Below are 14,179 nucleotides of genomic sequence, written 5' to 3'. Positions count from 1 at the left end.
CTTGCTCTTGCTCATGGTGACCCATGTTGTGGCCCCATCTTCCTGCTCGTGTGAGAGGTAGGTGCGGTACAGAACCTCGGCCACCCACGCCCACCCTGCTCAGCGCGAGGACGGCGCGTTCGGGGCAGCCATGCAGGCCGGCGGGAGGTGGAACCAGCGCAGCGCCTCCACGCCGGCCGGCAGGCCGGTGGGCCCCTCGTCGACGTGGTCCCCACGCCCCGCCAGGATCTCCCGTGCCTCGTGCAGGTGGCCGGCCAGGCGGCCCACCGCCGCGGCAGGGCCGGCTGGTCGTCGCCGGTGAACAGGCGGGCCAGCTCGGCCAGGCGCAGCGACGGCCCCGTGCCCCGGTGGTGACGCCACAGCCCGCTGCGGGCGTCGAAGCGGTAGTCGGGCAGCAGGCGGTGCCCCAGGCGGGCGACCAGGTCGACCGCGTCGATCAGATGGTCGGCGACCAGGTCGGAGACGAAGTAGCCGAAGCTGATCCGGGTCCAACCGGGCTTGATCCCCTCCCAGCCCAGGGCGATCTGCTCCCGGAACGCCCGGGAGTGCTCCTCGTCGATGCCCAGCAGGCGATGCCCGTAGGGGCCCGCGCAGGAACACCCGCCCCGGGCCTGGATGCCGAACAGGTCGTTGAGCAGCGCGACGACGAAGTTGTGGTGCAGGTGGCGGCTGCCGTGGCGGATCTGCACCGACACGATGGGCAGCCGCCGCGCCCGGGGGTTGCCCAGGACCACGATCCCCGGGTTCGCCGACCAGCGGCGCAGCGCCCGCGACCACAGCCGCTCCTCGCGGGCCTGGATGACGTCCGCGCCGACGGACTGCTTGAGGGCGAACACCAGGCCCGCCCGGATCGACTCGACGATCGCCGGAGTGCCGCCCTCCTCGCGGGCCACCGGATCGTCGAGGTACCGGTGCCCCACGGGGTCGACGAACGCCACGGTGCCGCCACCGGGCACCGTCGGGACCCGGTTGCGCATCAGGTCCCGGCGCACCACCAGGACCCCGGGGGTCTGCGGGCCACCGACGAACTTGTGCGGGGACAGGAAGACCGCGTCCTTGTCGTCCGCCGCTCCCGGCGTCGACTCAGCCATCCGGATCGGCACGTACGGGCCGGCGGCGGCGTAGTCCCAGCACGCCAGCGCCCCGTGGGTGTGCAGCAGCGCCGCGATCGCGTCGGTGTCGGAGAGGATGCCGGTGACGTTGGAGGCGGCGGAGAAACTGCCGACGCGCAGCGGCCGGTCCGCGTACCGGACCAACCGGGTGGCCAACTCGGCCCGGTCGATGTGCCCGTCGTCGTCCGCGCCGATGACGACCACATCGGCGTACGTCTCCCGCCACGGCAGCTCGTTGGAGTGGTGCTCGTAGGGGCCCACGAAGACCACGGGGCGCTGCTGCGCGGGGATGCCGTCCAGCAGGCCGTGGCGGCGTGCCGGCCCGGCGGGCAGCCGCAGTTCGAGGAGCCCGATCAGCTTGTCGATCGCCGCTGTGGCCCCCGAACCGCAGAAGATCACCACATGGTCGTCGGTGCCACCGACGGCGTCGAGGATGGTCCGCCGGGCGTCCTCGCGCAGCCGCCCCGTCGCCCGGCCGGTGGCGGAACTCTCGGTGTGAGTGTTGGCGTAACGGGGCAGCACCCGGTCCCGGACGGTGTCCTCCACGAAGTCCAGCGCCCGGCCGGAGGCGGTGTAGTCGGCGTAGGTGATCCGGCGCGGCCCGTAGGGGCCGTCGAGCACCTCACCCTCGCCGATGACCCCGTCGCGAATCCGTGCCAGCAGCCGCTCCACCCTGGACGTACCCACCGTACCCATGCCGAAGTGCCTCCCCACGGCGATGGCGACGGGGCAGGTCGACGGCGCGTCGGCGAACGTCGGTGTCCCGACCGCTGTCCACAGTGTGCCCGACCGGCCGGCCACGCCGCTTGCCCTCCGGTGTCCGGCACGACGACGTCGGCACCCGCACCCGCACCCGCGCCCGCGCGGGGCGGCGGTGGCGGTGGCGGTGGCGGTGGCGGGGCACCCTCGGTCGGCACCTGGTGTTCCCGCCCGCCCGGGTGCGACGATCTCGACCGGCCCTGCCGACGACCCGAGGAGTGCGCGATGGCCACCGGTGCCGAGCTGGACGACTGCCGGCGGGTCGCCGAGGAGGCGGCCCGCCTCGGCGGTCGGGAGCTGCTGCGGCGCTTCGGCGACCACGGCCGCGTCGACTACAAGACCGCCTCCACCGATCTGGTCAGCGAGGCGGACCGGGCCAGCGAGGCCCGCATCGTCGAGTTGCTGCGCGCCCGCCGGCCCGGCGACGGCATCCTCGCCGAGGAGGGCAGCGACCACGTCGGCGACTCCGGGCTGCGCTGGGTGCTCGACCCCCTCGACGGCACTGTCAACTACGTCGCCGGGATGCCGTTCTGGTGCGTCAGCGTGGCCTGCGAGCAGCAGACACCGGACGGTTGGCGGCCCGTCGTCGGGGTGGTCCACGATCCGGTGCACGACGAGACGTTCTGCGGCGTGCGGGGTCGGGGTGCGTTCCTGAACGACGTGCCGCTGGTCCGGCCCGCCGGCGTCGCGCTCGGCGAGGTCGTCCTCGCCGCCGGGTACGCCTACGACGTCGCCCACCGCAAGGTGCAGGCGGCCGTGGTCACCGACCTGGCCGGCGACGTGCGCGGGGTGCGGATGCTGGGCTCGACGGCGCTGGCCCTGGCCTGGATCGCCGCGGGCCGTTGCGACGCGTACGTCGAGGACCGCACGTTCCGCTGGGACTGGGCGGCCGGTCTGGTGATCGCCGTCGAGGCCGGCGCCGCGGTCGAGGTGAGCGGCAGCCGGGTGCTCGCCGCCCCACCGGGGTTGATCGACGGCCTGCGTCCCCGGGTCGCGGCGCTGGGCTGACCAAGCCCGTCCTGCAGGTGACGCCCCGGGCCACCCGCAGCCGACGGCGTTCGTCAGCCGGCACCGAGGCAGACGAACGCCGCCGCCGTGGCCCCGGCGGTGCTGTCACCGGTAGTGACGAAGGCCTGCTGGGCGTCGGCGAGAGCCTGCGCCGGGCGGACACCGGCCCGCATCCGGCGGTGCAGGTCCAGCATGAGCGCGGTGGTGGGGTCGGCCGGCACCGGCAGCACGGTGGCGATCAGGCACCGTGCGCCCAGGGCGAGCAGCACGGCGGTGAAGCCCATGACCTCGTCGCCGGGACGCACCCCGGTCAGCCCCGAGTCGCACGCGGAGAGCACCACGCAGCCGGGCGGCCGGGGGACCCGTTCCCACTCGTACGCGAACAGCGGTCCGTCGGCCAGCTCCAGGGTGGAGAACTGCGGATTGTCGGCCCGGAAGGTGCCATGGGCGGCGATGTGGACCAGACCGGCCCCGTCCAGCGCCGCGGTCAACGTGTCGGCGGTGGCGTCCGCACCGGTGAGCAGCGTGGCTCCGGGCAGCACCTGCGCGAGTCGGCGTACCTCGGCCCGGCCGGCCGGCAGGCGCGGCCCGCAGGCCAACACCGAGGGCCCGGCCGAGGGCTGCCGGCCGTCCGCCCTGAGCCAGGCCGTGGCCGACGGGGCCACCGTCACGGGGCGTCCGGCGCAGGTCGGCAGCCCCGACCACGGCACGGCGTGCAGGGCCCCGACCGGCACGATCACCAGGGGGCGGTCGCCGAGGTGCGGCCGCAGCGGGTCGAAGAGCTGGTGGTCCAGCGCGGCTGCGGCGTGCCTGGCCCCGGCCCGGGCGGTGGGCGTGTCACCGGTGGTGACCAGCCGGCGTAGGGCGAACCGGTGCCACCGGGCCAGGTGCACCGCCTCGGCGAGCGGGCCGAGGTCGTGCAGGCTGGCCCGGCCGTCGCGGACCAGCACCGCCCGGAGCCGGTCGCCGTGGGCGACCAGCTCGACCAGCACGCGGGAGCCCAGCCGCCCGGCGAGCACGCCCACACCGGGCGGGGTCAGCACGCCGATCCCGCCGGGCACCCGTCGGGCCAGGTCCTGGATGCGCCGTTCCAGCCGGGCCTGCCGGCTGCGTAGGGCGTGGGCCGGCCGGCCCGCCAGCACCGTGTCCTCCAGCAGGCTACTGACGAGCCGGAGCTCGGTGAGCGCCGCGAACAGCTCCGGGTCGTCAGGGGGCAGCGCCGGCCGCATCCGCAGGGTGTTGGCCCGCCAGCGTTCGGCCCAGGCCAGGGTCCGGGCCGGGGAGCCGGCACGGACCGCGATGTCGAGGCCCTCGGCGGCCAGCTCCTGCCCGTACGTCCCGCTGTGGGCCCGCAACTCCGTGGCGCCGAGCGAGGTGCGGTGCCGGTCGAGTACGGCCAGCCCCCGGCGCAGTGCCCGGGCCGCACCGGCGTCGTCACCGGTGAGCCGACGCGACCGGGCCAGGGCGTACCAACCCTGGGCGCGGCGGGGGGCGGTGCCCCGCCGGCGGGCCTGGGCGGCCACGTCGAGCAGGGCCACGGCCCGGTCGACGCGACCCGAGGCGGCGGCCAGCAGACCGGCTTCGATGCGGGTGGTCAGCGCCGGGCCCGCCCACCCGGTGGCGTCGAGCTGGCCGGCCGTGCGCACCATCGCGGCGAGCAGGGTCGCCGTGCGGGTGCCCCGGCGGAACTCCGCGCGCAGTTCGACGTGCCGAGCGAACGCGGCCCAGATGCGGCGGCCCTGACGCCGAAACCTGACCCGGGCCTGGGCGGCAGCCGCGGTCGCGGTGTCCAGGTCGTTGGCCAGCAGCGCGGCTCGCGCCTGGGCGAGCAGCGCCTCGGCGAGGTCCGAGGCCATTCCCCGGCGGTGCAGCTCCCGCACCGCGGCGGCGGCGACCTCGACCGCCTCGTCGAGCAGCGGCACCGACAGCAGCAGCTCGAACCGGTCCAGCAGCAGCGCCGGACGGGGAACGGCGAGTCGCCGGTACTCCTCGTCGACGTCGGCGAAGCAACGCAGCGCCACGGCGATCTCGCCGCGTTGCCCGGCGGCGATGCCGCTGTTCCAGCGGGCGTCCGCCGCCGCGAGGTCGAGTCCGAGCCGGCGGAAGACCGCCGCCGCCCGGGAGAGATCGTCGTCGGTGCCGCCGGAGGCACCCCGGTGTGCGTTGAGCAGCCCCCGGTTGTTGCGGGCGCGGGCCTCCAGCAACGGGTCGTCCTCGCGTTGGGCGATGTCGATGGCGATGCCGTAGTCGCGCACCGCCTCGGCATAGCGTCCGCGGTAGTGCAGCACCACCCCGCGCTGCATCCGGGCGCGGCCGGCGTCGGCACCGGTGAGCTGGGGCAGCGCGGCGGTCACCGCCCGCAGCGCCGCAGCGGTACGACCGGCATTGGCCAGCACGTACCCGAGGCTCATCCGGGCCAGTGCCTGGGTACGGGGTGTGCCGGCGGCCCGTACCGCCCGGCGGAGGTGGCGCAGTGCGCCGGTCAGGTCGTTGAGCTCGCGCAGGGCCAGGCCGATGGCCCGCTCGGCGGTGGAGCGCTCGTCGTCGTCGGCGGTCTGGCCGGCGAGCACCTGCTGGGCGATCGTGATCGCCTCGGGTGGGTAGCGCTGGACGGCGTCGAGCGCCGCCTGGGCCGCCGCGGCACCGGAACCGGTGCTGTCGGGCATGCCTAGAGAGTCCACGACGGACCGCCGCGAGTCAACGTCGAAAATCCGTCGCGGGAATACTGCCAATGGGTGTCCTGCATGGTGGCGCAATTGACAACCGGCGATGGTCCGGAATAATTGGCGGTCGGGGAATTCGCCGCGCCCGCCATCGGTGGGCGCGCTTCTCTCAAGAGCATGGAGGATCCGTGCCGCCGTCTGACCACCCCACCGTGCCGGGTCCGGGCGGCCGGCTGTCCCGACGGCGGATCCTGGCGCTGTCCGCACTGGCAGCGGCCGTCCCGTTCGGTGTCGTGCCACGCCCGACCCCGGCTGCCGGTGGCGACACGGATGCCGACGCCTACCAGAAGGCGTTCGAAGCGGCGCTGGCAGCCAACCAGAACGTCCGGCGGTACACCGCGCCGGGCCGGGAGATCCTCTACCGGCCCCGGCAACTGCTCGCCGCCGACGTCGACGTCAAACGGGTTGCCACCTGGTTGCGTAACCACGATTATCCCGTGACCGTCGGAGCCGGCTTCGCCGGTGTCACCCGGCTGCTCTTCGATCGGGAAACCGACATCCCCGTCGTCGTGGGAAAGCTGCGCGACCCCCGACAGTGGCCCGGCCAGCCGGTGCCGGCGGTGCAGCCGCACCACGTGCTGATCGGCCTGGGCAACATCATGGGAAACCCGGGCACCCCACCCCGCTCGGCCGCGGCGCTGCCGCCGCCCGACCCGACCCGCCTCGGCGAGGGCGCAGGTGTCACCGTCGGCATCTGCGACACCGGAATCTGGCGGCAGGCCGGCAGCTGTCACCCCCAGTGGCTCGGCGGCACCTATCTGCCGCAGCTCGACGACGAGGACCCGCTCTACGTCCACACCGACGTGCTCGCTCCGCAGGGCGGGCACGGCACCTTCGTCGCGGGAGTGGTCCGGCAGGCCGCGCCGGGCGTACGCGTCGACCCGGAGCAGGCCCTGGACCCGACCGGGGTGGGGGACGAGGCGACGGTGGTGGCCGCCCTGAGCCGGCTCGCGCCGCAGGTTTCCGTGTTCAACCTCTCGCTGGGCGGATACACCCTGGACGATCAACCATCGCTGCCACTGGCCAACGCGCTGGCCGCGCTGCCGGCGACGAGCGCCGTGGTCGCGGCGGCCGGCAACGCCGGCACCAGTCGTCCGCTCTGGCCCGCCGCCCTGGACCGGGTGCTGGCGGTCGCGGCGGTCAGCCAGACGACCGGCGGTCTGGTGCCGGCGATCGACAGTTGCTACGGGCCCTGGGTGGACGCCTGCGCCCTGGGTGAGCGGCACAGCACCTACGTCGAGGGACAGCTGCCGCTGCCCGGGCGACCGGTACGGCAGTTCCACGGGTTCGCCATCTGGGCCGGCACCTCGTTCGCCACCGCCCACGTCTCCGGGCGGCTCGCCGCTCTGATGACCGCCGGAGGGCTCAACGCGGACCAGGCGCGCACCACCCTGCTCGCCGCTCCCCGCTGGCATCCCGACTACGGGGTGCTCGTCGGATGAGCCGGGTCAGCAGTCGGGCGGTGACCCGATGACCGGTGCCAGCGTGACCACCCTGCTGTCCGCCGCCGCCGGCGGGGACGAGTCGGCCTGGGCCGAACTGGTGCACCGGTACACCCCGATCGTGTACTCGGTCATCCGGGCGTACGACCTCAGCAGGGCCGATGCGGCCGATGTCAACCAGACCGTCTGGCTCCGCCTGGTCGAGCAGTTGGGCCGGGTACGCGAGCCTGAGGCGCTGCCGGGCTGGCTGGCCACCACGACCCGGCGCGAGTGCTACCGGTTGTCCCGCCTCAGCCGCCGGGCCCAACCCGTCGACCCGTACGACCAGTCGCTTGAGCCGTACCACGGGTTCTCCCGGGAGTTGGCCGCGATGGCTCCGGCCCCGGACGACGAGTTGCTGCGCGCGGAGCGGCGACAGGCGTTGCGCGAGGGTTTCGTGCAACTCCCGCCACGCTGCCAGGCGTTGTTGGCGCTGCTGACGGCCGACCCGCCGGTGAGCTACCGGGAGGTTGCCGAGCGGTTGGGCATGCCGGTCGGCAGCATCGGCCCCACCCAGGCCCGTTGCCTGCGTAGGCTGCGGGCATGTCCGGCGATCGTCGAGTTTCTCGGAGCGTCCACCATCGGTACGAACGGGGGTGAACCGGATGGAGCAGTGGCCGCCGGTCGATGACGATGCACTGACCACGGAGCTGGGCGCGGCGTTGTGGGACACCGGGCCGGTCTCGGAGGCGTACCTGAGCGCGGCGTTGGCAGCGTTCACCTGGCGTACCGCGGACGCGGAACTGGCCGTCGCCGAGCTGACGTTCGACTCGGCCGTCGACGCCGAGTTGGTGGGGATGACCCGGTCCGCCGCGCCCGTGCGGACACTGTCCTTCCGCAGCGGGTCGGCGGTGGTGGAGATCGAGGTCAGCGACACCGGGATCGTCGGGCAGCTCTCCCCGTCCGGTGGTGGACGGGTGAGTGCCCGCACGGCCTCCGGCACCTACGACGAGGCGCCGGTGGACGCGGTGGGGTTCTTCTCGTTGGGCGTCCCGCCGCCGGGGCTGGTCCAGTTGTGCGCGCGTACCGTCGGGTTTGCGGTGTCCACCGCCTGGGTCTGTCTGCGCTGACCGGCGGCCCGCCCCCGGCGACGGTGCGGCCGGCGACGCGCACCCGGCGGCCGGCCTCGGCCCGACCGACGAAGGTGGGGCGCGGGCCGGATGCCCGCGCCCCACCCGGAGGTGGCGACGACCCGCGTTACCCCCGCTGCTCGCCCGCCAGCAGGTACTGCACCCCACCGAGGTCGGCGCGCGCAGTGCCGTCGGCGTCCGGCCCGAACTGGGTCACGTTGAACGCGGTCTCCTTGGCCAGGGCGGTGTCGGCCGAGAAGGACAGGGAGAACTCGAGGCGCTCACCGGGCTTCAACACCAGCCCGCCGATGCTGGCCTTGGTCGGTTCCACGATCTCCAGCTCGGTCTTGCCGACCTGGCGGATTCCCGTGCCGACCTTGCCGGTGGACTGCCAACGCGCGAACAGGGTCGGACCGAGGTCGACGAAGACCCGGGCGCCGCGGGCCTGCTCCGCCGGCTGGGTGAAGACCAGTTCGTTCTTGGTCTCCGCGGCGGTCACGTTGCCGATGGCGAACGGCCGGACGACCCGCGGCCCGCCCGGCGTGAGCCGGACCGAGTCGACGTTACGCCAGGCGATGTTGTTGTTGTACTGGGTGTTGACGCTGGTGCTCGGGCCCTCGAAGTTCATCGGGTCGGTGGGGGACACCCAGCGTGCCAACAGGCAGAAGTGGCCCGGTCCGGGCACCCCGGTCCACGGAATCGTGACCGTGGTGACGCCCGGGTAGACGGGCACGCTGGCCGCGCCGATCTGGGTCCAGTGCGTCGGCCAGGTGGCGCCGCCGCCCGGGGTGGTCCGGTAGACCCGCAGCACTCCGTTGTCGATGCCCGAGCCGTACGGGCCGGCGTTGCGCACCTTCAGGAAGAGGTAGTTGGTGACGCCGACGATCGGGTTCTGACTGACGGCACATTCGACGGCGGTCGGGCAGACCTTGATGTCGGGGCTGGCCCACAGCGGGCCGTACGAGTGTGGTTGGACGCCGGTGTCGGCGGCGACGTCCTTGAGATAGACGTCGGTCCGGGCCGCCGCGGCGGCCTTGCCCTGCGGTGCCTCGCCGGGTGCCGCGGCGGCTGCGGTGACCGCCAGCAGCCCGGCCAGCGCCGCGCCCGTGAGTACGGCCAGCGTCGAGCGGCGGACGCGCATTCCTACCTTGCCCATGACAGGTTTTCTCCCATCGGCGGGGGACGCCGAGTCCGGCGTGTTGCGATGCCGTGTCGGCGCGATGACATAGTGGAAGAGCCGTGAGTGCGCCGGGAAATACCGTCGGGGGGCCTGCCGTCAGATGACGCCAGGACCGGCAAAAGAGGCAGGCGTGGATGCGTTTGGGGCGTCGGCGTGGTCGGGGCGGTGCTGGCGGGCGTTTGACAATTGACGGTGATCAATTAATGTGGGTGCGCGAGGGCGCACCGTGCCGACGGGCCCCGCTCCGCCGCACCGCCGTGCGCCCGCCTCCGGAGGAATCGCCGCCGCCATGAGACTGAAGAGCAGCCTTCTCGGTGTCGCTGCGGCGGCCGTGACACTGGCCGCCGCCATCGACGGCGCCAGCGCGTCGACCACGGCGCCGGCCGGCATGACCCCGCCCCCCAGCACCGCCCCGTCCCCCAGCACCGCCCCGCCGCCCGGCACCGCCCTGCCCAGCAGCCCGACACCGAGCAGCCCGACACCGAGCGACTCGACACCGAGCAGCCCGCCGCCGACCGGGGCCGCGTGCACCGTCCGGTACTCGGTCTACACCTGGGACACCGGCCTGACCAGCAGCATCACCATCACCAACACCGGCGTCACCACGATCACCTCGTGGAGGCTGGCGTTCCCGCTGCCCGCCGGACAACGCATCACCGCCGGCTGGAACGCGGTGTACTCGCCATCCAGTGGCAACGTCACGGCGCGTGGCCTGGACGACCACGTCATCATCGGGCCGGGCGCGTCGATCGCCATCGGGTTCGTGGCCGAGCACACCGGAGGCACCGGCAGCCCGTCCTCGTTCACCCTGAACGGGACATCCTGCTCGCTGGGCTGAGCCGACGATCGGCGTGGGCCCGGACGATCACCGCGCACCTGCCCGGAGGCCCGACGCGCCCGCACCGGGGCCGACTGGTGAAGAAGCCTACGAGGTGCCCGGAGCATCCGCCTTCCGGGAGCACCGTTCGGACGCGCGGACCCCGCCAAGGCGCTCTCCGTGCGGCGACGACCGCGTCGAACCCACCACCGGGCGCGTTGACCAGCCACGTCCCGCGAGAGTGAGATCCGGCCCAGGACGTCAACGTCCCGGGCCGGAGTGGTGCCGTGTCGCCGATCAGATCTTGATGTCGCTGCACCACATGTAGGTCTGGTCGGCGTGGGACGCCTTCCAGATGAAGAACAGCACGTGGCTTCCGCTGCGCGAGGACGGGATCGAGACGTTGAACGAGATGTTCTGTGCCGGCGCGTACCGTCCGGTCGTGGTGATCAGGTCGAGGTTGCCCCACCCGACCTTCTGGGTGGCGGGGTTGAACCCCTGCTTGGTGACGTAGACCCGGAAGAAGTCAGCACCGTGGCTGGCCTGGTCGTACATCTGGACCGTGAGGTTGCGGCTGACGGTGGTCGCCTTCCACGCCCCGGGCTGGTTCAACGAGTTGTTCCGGGACAGGGCGTTGCTGCACAGCTGCCCGTCCGGGGTGCTGGGCTGGTACTGGCCGGCGAGGCCGTCGCGCAGTTGGCTCATCCAGTTCCACATGGTGTCCGGGTTGGCCTGGAACGCCTGCCAGCACATCGGGTCCTGCTGCTGCATGGCGGGGTTGGTGTGTTGGCTGCCCCAGGTATTCCAGCACTGGTAGGCGCGGGTCGCCGGATTGATGATGGTGCCGTGCGCCTGCGCTGCGCCGGTCACGGGCAGCGTGCCGACCACCATGGCGAACATCAGGACGAGCGCCTGGAGGGATCGGCGGGCGGTCGACCGGGGCCGTCCGCCGGATTGGTCGGACCTGTGTGAACGCACTGTTCATCCTCCATTCGTCGGTACGGGACATCGGGTTGCTAATGCTCCCTAATCCACTGTGGCACCGATGAGGACAAATATCAATGTTGATCGATATTTAGTCGGATTGGATCGAGCTGTCGGATGTGCAGCGAGGTGTCCGAGATTGCCGGATCAGCAACGCGCGTGCGGGGTCGCGGCGGCCGCATCGCCGCAGGTCGGGTCGGCTGGCCGGGGGATTCGGCCCGATGGTCGGCCTGGCCGGGTGCGACGCCGTGCCGGCCGTCGGGCCGGCTCATGACTTGGCCGCGGTGTCGTACCGGCGACGCAGGTCGGCCATCTCCGCGGCGCCCAACGCCTCCTGCTGCGCCATCGTCGCGTACGCGGGCGGGAACATCTCCCGCAGCCGGTCGACGAACCTGACCTCGGCGGTCGCCTCGACGACCTGGATGCCCGGGGGATCGGTGGACATGTCCATGATCAAAGGGCCGGCCAGCTTGACCGCCACGTTCCAGGGGCGCTTCTGCTCGGCGATTCCGCAGAGGTGAAAGCCGTAGATCTTCCGGACGTCGGCGAACGCGGTGGCCCCTGCCGGCTCGAAGCCGTAGACGCGGACCCCGCAGATCACCGGTGGCTTCTCCGTGCCGGCACCCTGCGGGGTGCCGTGGCCCGCGTGCTGGTGCTGCCCCGGGTCCGCCTGTTCGAGCGTGGTGCGCATCCGGGCCACGATCTGCGCCTGCAGATCCGCCGGCTCCGCCTTCGGATCGGCCCGGTTGGCCAGTACGACCGTGCCGGCCGACACCGCCAGCAGGATCACCGCCACCCACACCAGGCGGTGGCGGTACCACCCCGCGAAACTCCGTCCGGATATCATCGCTTCTCACCTCGTCGCCGGTTGTGGTGCGCTGGCAGACCGAATCGCACGCCCCGCTGTCAGGCGTCGGCGCGTCGGCCGTCGGGGCGCGTGCCAGGGGTGCGTATGGCGGACGGGAGTGCCTGCCCGGCATGGTTCCCGCCAGCAGGGCGATGGCCCGGCGGCGCGGCGTGCGGGCGTCCGTCAAGGCGGCGCGCTGCCGACACCGTGGTGCTCCCGTGCTGGCCGTTCTCAGCACGGTTGCCCCCGCGCTGCGGCGATATGAGCCATTCCAACACGTCTGGATGCACTCTGCAACATTGGCGAGTGTCAGTGCAGGTGCGACCCGGTCAGCGGGCTGGTGGGGGTGCCGGTACCGATCGCCGTACCGCGCGTGTCCGACCGGCGGGTCTCAGTGGACCGACGGCGGCCAACGATGGCTGCGCCACTCGTCCCACGTCGTGAAGCCCGCAGGTGGGCCGTCGATGGGCTCGCTGCCGTCGAGTTCACCCGGCGTGGGGATGTCCATGCGGGTCGCCCACTCGACGAGTTCCGCGTCGGACATGGGCCATGTGGTGTGTGGCGCCTCGGCCTGGCGCTGGTCACGTCGTCTCCGCTGCGCGGAAGGGGTCAGTGCGAAGTAGCACAACTCCGCCCTCGCGCCGAGGTCCACCGCGGCCTGGCGCAGGGCGGAACGCTCGTTGCGGTCCCACAGGCCGTAGTCGATCACGACATTGGTGCCGAGCGCGAGAGCGCGCAGCCCGATCTGGATGAGCCGCCCCTCGATCACGTCCCCCGCCAACGGCGGATTCTCGGGACCGTAGAGCGCCTTCACCCACTCGTCCTTCGTCAGACGAAGGGCTTTCCGCTCGATCTCGATGCGCCGAGCAGCCGTGGTCTTCCCGGTGCAGGGGAGTCCCACGGTCAGGAACAGCGTCGGTTTTCCCATCAGCACCCTCCGGACGAAACCCCATCATCGCGTACGTCCGGCGTCGCGGGCGGAGCGTGGCGCGAAAACCTCTCCGACTAGGCCAGCCTCACAGTCAGTCGAGGTACTCGTCTTCGAGGGTGGGGATCACCGGCGAGAGCAGGTGGTCGGTGTGTTCGGAGACGGTTCCGCGGACCAGCCGGTGGACACGGAACGCCAGTTCGTGCTCGGGATCCTCGTCGTCGTGGACGTACAGCAGCCCGTAGGACCCGGGGGCGAGATGACCGATCCTGGTGAACAGATCGACAACGTCGGCACCCCGGGTGCCCCGATGGTTGGGGAAACCGCCGAGGTGTACGTGGTGTGCGCCGTTGGCCGGGCGAAGGTCCATCAGCCCGTACCCGGTGAACCCGTTGACCAGGTCCTGGATCTCGTCGAGGCGAAGGGGTGGGTCGTCGTCGACCGCATCCGCTGTCGAGCGGAGGGTGATCCACCCGTGGTACTCGAACATGGCAGGAGTGTAGGACCAGCTCGTCGGGGCCGCTGCGGCCCCGCGTGCGCCGGCCGGTCGTCGGGCAACGTGAAGTTCACCTACGCCTGCGGCTGTCCGTTGCCCTCCGCCGGGGCCGACGTGGAGGGGCGGCGTAGCTCGCGGAGCACGCCGTGGCGGTGCAGGGCCCAGGCGAGGCGCGGCACGCTCGGATGCCGTATGAACAGCACCGCGGCGCGGCGGACCAGGCCGCCCCGGTCGTCGTTCACCTGGGCCTCGATCGCCCGCCAGAGCAGTGCGCGCACCCGGGCGTCGTCCAGTACCGTCCGTACCTCACGCCGCACTGCGGGGTCCTCGGACGCCGCGGTGACGGCGGCAGCCTGGCCCGGTCGATCGGCCCGGGGTGGCACCACTGCGGCGACGAGCGGTCGGCGTATCTCGTCCTGCTCCAGCAGCAGCAACACCGCCTCCCGGATCTCGCCCGTCTCCAGGCTGGACCGCAGCAGTCTGAGCAGGCTGCGGTCCACCTCGTGGTCGTGGTCCGGGACGGAGAGCGTGGCCAGGAGCACCGCCACCTCGTCGAGGTCGATGAGGTGACGCAGCCCGTTGCGGAACTCCGGTAGTCCCCAGGCAGCCTGTAACGCCGTGACGAGATTGCGGTTCACGGCCCATGCGCTACCCGCAACCGGCAACCGGCGAAACCCCGCAGTCGTCCGATCCACCGAATCGGCCGTGGCGTGGGCGGGCGTTCTCCCCCGACCTGATGGGCAGCCTGGCCGGCTCACGGGAGAAGGGCACCGT

Annotated in this window: 13 protein-coding genes; 5 read left to right on the top strand and 8 right to left on the bottom strand. The window is 72.6% G+C overall.

Annotated features, from left to right (window positions below):
- Window positions 1–11: 11 nt before the first annotated feature.
- Complete coding sequence (locus GA0070216_RS17840; RefSeq protein WP_218108230.1) at window positions 12–1,808, bottom strand: aminotransferase class V-fold PLP-dependent enzyme; 1,797 nt, start codon at window positions 1,806–1,808, stop codon at window positions 12–14.
- Window positions 1,809–2,096: 288 nt separating this feature from the next.
- Between GA0070216_RS17840 and GA0070216_RS17835 the strand changes: the two genes are divergently transcribed.
- Window positions 2,097–2,879, top strand: a complete 783-nt coding sequence (locus tag GA0070216_RS17835; RefSeq protein WP_091247213.1) for an inositol monophosphatase family protein — start codon at window positions 2,097–2,099, stop codon at window positions 2,877–2,879.
- Window positions 2,880–2,932: 53 nt separating this feature from the next.
- On the opposite strand, the gene GA0070216_RS36145 is transcribed toward GA0070216_RS17835, so the two are convergent.
- On the bottom strand, window positions 2,933–5,545 hold the full coding sequence (locus tag GA0070216_RS36145; protein WP_091247211.1) for a CHAT domain-containing protein: 2,613 nt from the start codon (window positions 5,543–5,545) through the stop codon (window positions 2,933–2,935).
- A gap of 185 nt (window positions 5,546–5,730) precedes the next feature.
- Here GA0070216_RS36145 and GA0070216_RS17825 point away from each other — a divergent pair, with 185 nt between their 5' ends.
- From GA0070216_RS17825 to GA0070216_RS17815, 3 genes are read left to right on the top strand one after another with little or no spacing between them, the layout of a single operon-like run.
- Window positions 5,731–7,044 carry a S8 family peptidase gene (locus tag GA0070216_RS17825; RefSeq protein ID WP_245722561.1) on the top strand — a complete coding sequence of 438 codons (1,314 nt, stop codon included), beginning with the start codon at window positions 5,731–5,733 and terminating at the stop codon, window positions 7,042–7,044.
- A 28-nt stretch (window positions 7,045–7,072) separates the two neighbouring features.
- A complete protein-coding gene (locus GA0070216_RS17820) occupies window positions 7,073–7,714 on the top strand; it encodes an RNA polymerase sigma factor (RefSeq protein WP_091247207.1) in 642 nt (213 codons plus the stop codon).
- Window positions 7,689–8,153: a hypothetical protein gene (locus GA0070216_RS17815; RefSeq protein ID WP_091247393.1), complete on the top strand. Its 465-nt coding sequence runs from the start codon at window positions 7,689–7,691 to the stop codon at window positions 8,151–8,153. Before GA0070216_RS17820 ends, GA0070216_RS17815 begins: the two co-directional genes overlap by 26 nt.
- A 127-nt stretch (window positions 8,154–8,280) precedes the next feature.
- Here the strand turns inward: GA0070216_RS17815 and GA0070216_RS17810 are convergent, their stop codons facing one another.
- On the bottom strand, window positions 8,281–9,309 hold the full coding sequence (locus GA0070216_RS17810) for a hypothetical protein (protein WP_141723126.1): 1,029 nt from the start codon (window positions 9,307–9,309) through the stop codon (window positions 8,281–8,283).
- Between the two features lie 313 nt (window positions 9,310–9,622).
- On the opposite strand from GA0070216_RS17810, the gene GA0070216_RS17805 reads away from it, so the two are divergent.
- Window positions 9,623–10,171, top strand: coding sequence for a cellulose binding domain-containing protein (locus tag GA0070216_RS17805; RefSeq protein ID WP_176739016.1), 549 nt, complete (start codon window positions 9,623–9,625; stop codon window positions 10,169–10,171).
- A 276-nt stretch (window positions 10,172–10,447) separates the two neighbouring features.
- Here GA0070216_RS17805 and GA0070216_RS17800 read toward each other — a convergent pair whose 3' ends face one another.
- The 5 genes from GA0070216_RS17800 to GA0070216_RS17780 form a co-directional block, all read right to left on the bottom strand.
- Window positions 10,448–11,128, bottom strand: coding sequence for a lytic polysaccharide monooxygenase auxiliary activity family 9 protein (locus GA0070216_RS17800; protein WP_176739015.1), 681 nt, complete (start codon window positions 11,126–11,128; stop codon window positions 10,448–10,450).
- 274 nt (window positions 11,129–11,402) lie between these two features.
- The gene (locus GA0070216_RS17795) at window positions 11,403–11,981 is read right to left on the bottom strand and encodes a hypothetical protein (RefSeq protein ID WP_091247201.1); all 579 of its coding nucleotides are present in this window, start codon (window positions 11,979–11,981) and stop codon (window positions 11,403–11,405) included.
- Window positions 11,982–12,372: 391 nt separating this feature from the next.
- Window positions 12,373–12,909: an ATP-binding protein gene (locus tag GA0070216_RS17790; protein WP_091247389.1), complete on the bottom strand. Its 537-nt coding sequence runs from the start codon at window positions 12,907–12,909 to the stop codon at window positions 12,373–12,375.
- Window positions 12,910–13,003: 94 nt separating this feature from the next.
- Window positions 13,004–13,399 (bottom strand): Imm7 family immunity protein, encoded by a 396-nt coding sequence (locus tag GA0070216_RS17785; protein ID WP_091247199.1) that lies wholly within the window; start codon window positions 13,397–13,399, stop codon window positions 13,004–13,006.
- An 80-nt stretch (window positions 13,400–13,479) separates the two neighbouring features.
- Window positions 13,480–14,043 carry a hypothetical protein gene (locus GA0070216_RS17780; RefSeq protein ID WP_091247197.1) on the bottom strand — a complete coding sequence of 188 codons (564 nt, stop codon included), beginning with the start codon at window positions 14,041–14,043 and terminating at the stop codon, window positions 13,480–13,482.
- Between the last annotated feature and the right edge of the window lie 136 nt (window positions 14,044–14,179).

Origin of the sequence: Micromonospora matsumotoense, assembly GCF_900091525.1 — a bacterium.
In the GTDB taxonomy this organism is placed as follows: domain Bacteria; phylum Actinomycetota; class Actinomycetes; order Mycobacteriales; family Micromonosporaceae; genus Micromonospora; species Micromonospora matsumotoensis.
The sequence above is the reverse complement of the archived record's forward strand: the minus strand, read 5'-3'. Positions and strand labels throughout refer to the sequence as shown.

Coding starts and splice junctions, on each gene's coding strand:
- GA0070216_RS17815 (WP_091247393.1), top strand. CDS start 7,689: ATGGAGCAGTGGCCGCCGGTCGATGACGATGCACTGACCACGGAGCTG.
- GA0070216_RS17840 (WP_218108230.1), bottom strand. CDS start 1,808: ATGGGTACGGTGGGTACGTCCAGGGTGGAGCGGCTGCTGGCACGGATT.
- GA0070216_RS17795 (WP_091247201.1), bottom strand. CDS start 11,981: ATGATATCCGGACGGAGTTTCGCGGGGTGGTACCGCCACCGCCTGGTG.
- GA0070216_RS17810 (WP_141723126.1), bottom strand. CDS start 9,309: ATGGGCAAGGTAGGAATGCGCGTCCGCCGCTCGACGCTGGCCGTACTC.
- GA0070216_RS17820 (WP_091247207.1), top strand. CDS start 7,073: ATGACCGGTGCCAGCGTGACCACCCTGCTGTCCGCCGCCGCCGGCGGG.
- GA0070216_RS36145 (WP_091247211.1), bottom strand. CDS start 5,545: ATGCCCGACAGCACCGGTTCCGGTGCCGCGGCGGCCCAGGCGGCGCTC.
- GA0070216_RS17790 (WP_091247389.1), bottom strand. CDS start 12,909: ATGGGAAAACCGACGCTGTTCCTGACCGTGGGACTCCCCTGCACCGGG.
- GA0070216_RS17785 (WP_091247199.1), bottom strand. CDS start 13,399: ATGTTCGAGTACCACGGGTGGATCACCCTCCGCTCGACAGCGGATGCG.
- GA0070216_RS17835 (WP_091247213.1), top strand. CDS start 2,097: ATGGCCACCGGTGCCGAGCTGGACGACTGCCGGCGGGTCGCCGAGGAG.
- GA0070216_RS17805 (WP_176739016.1), top strand. CDS start 9,623: ATGAGACTGAAGAGCAGCCTTCTCGGTGTCGCTGCGGCGGCCGTGACA.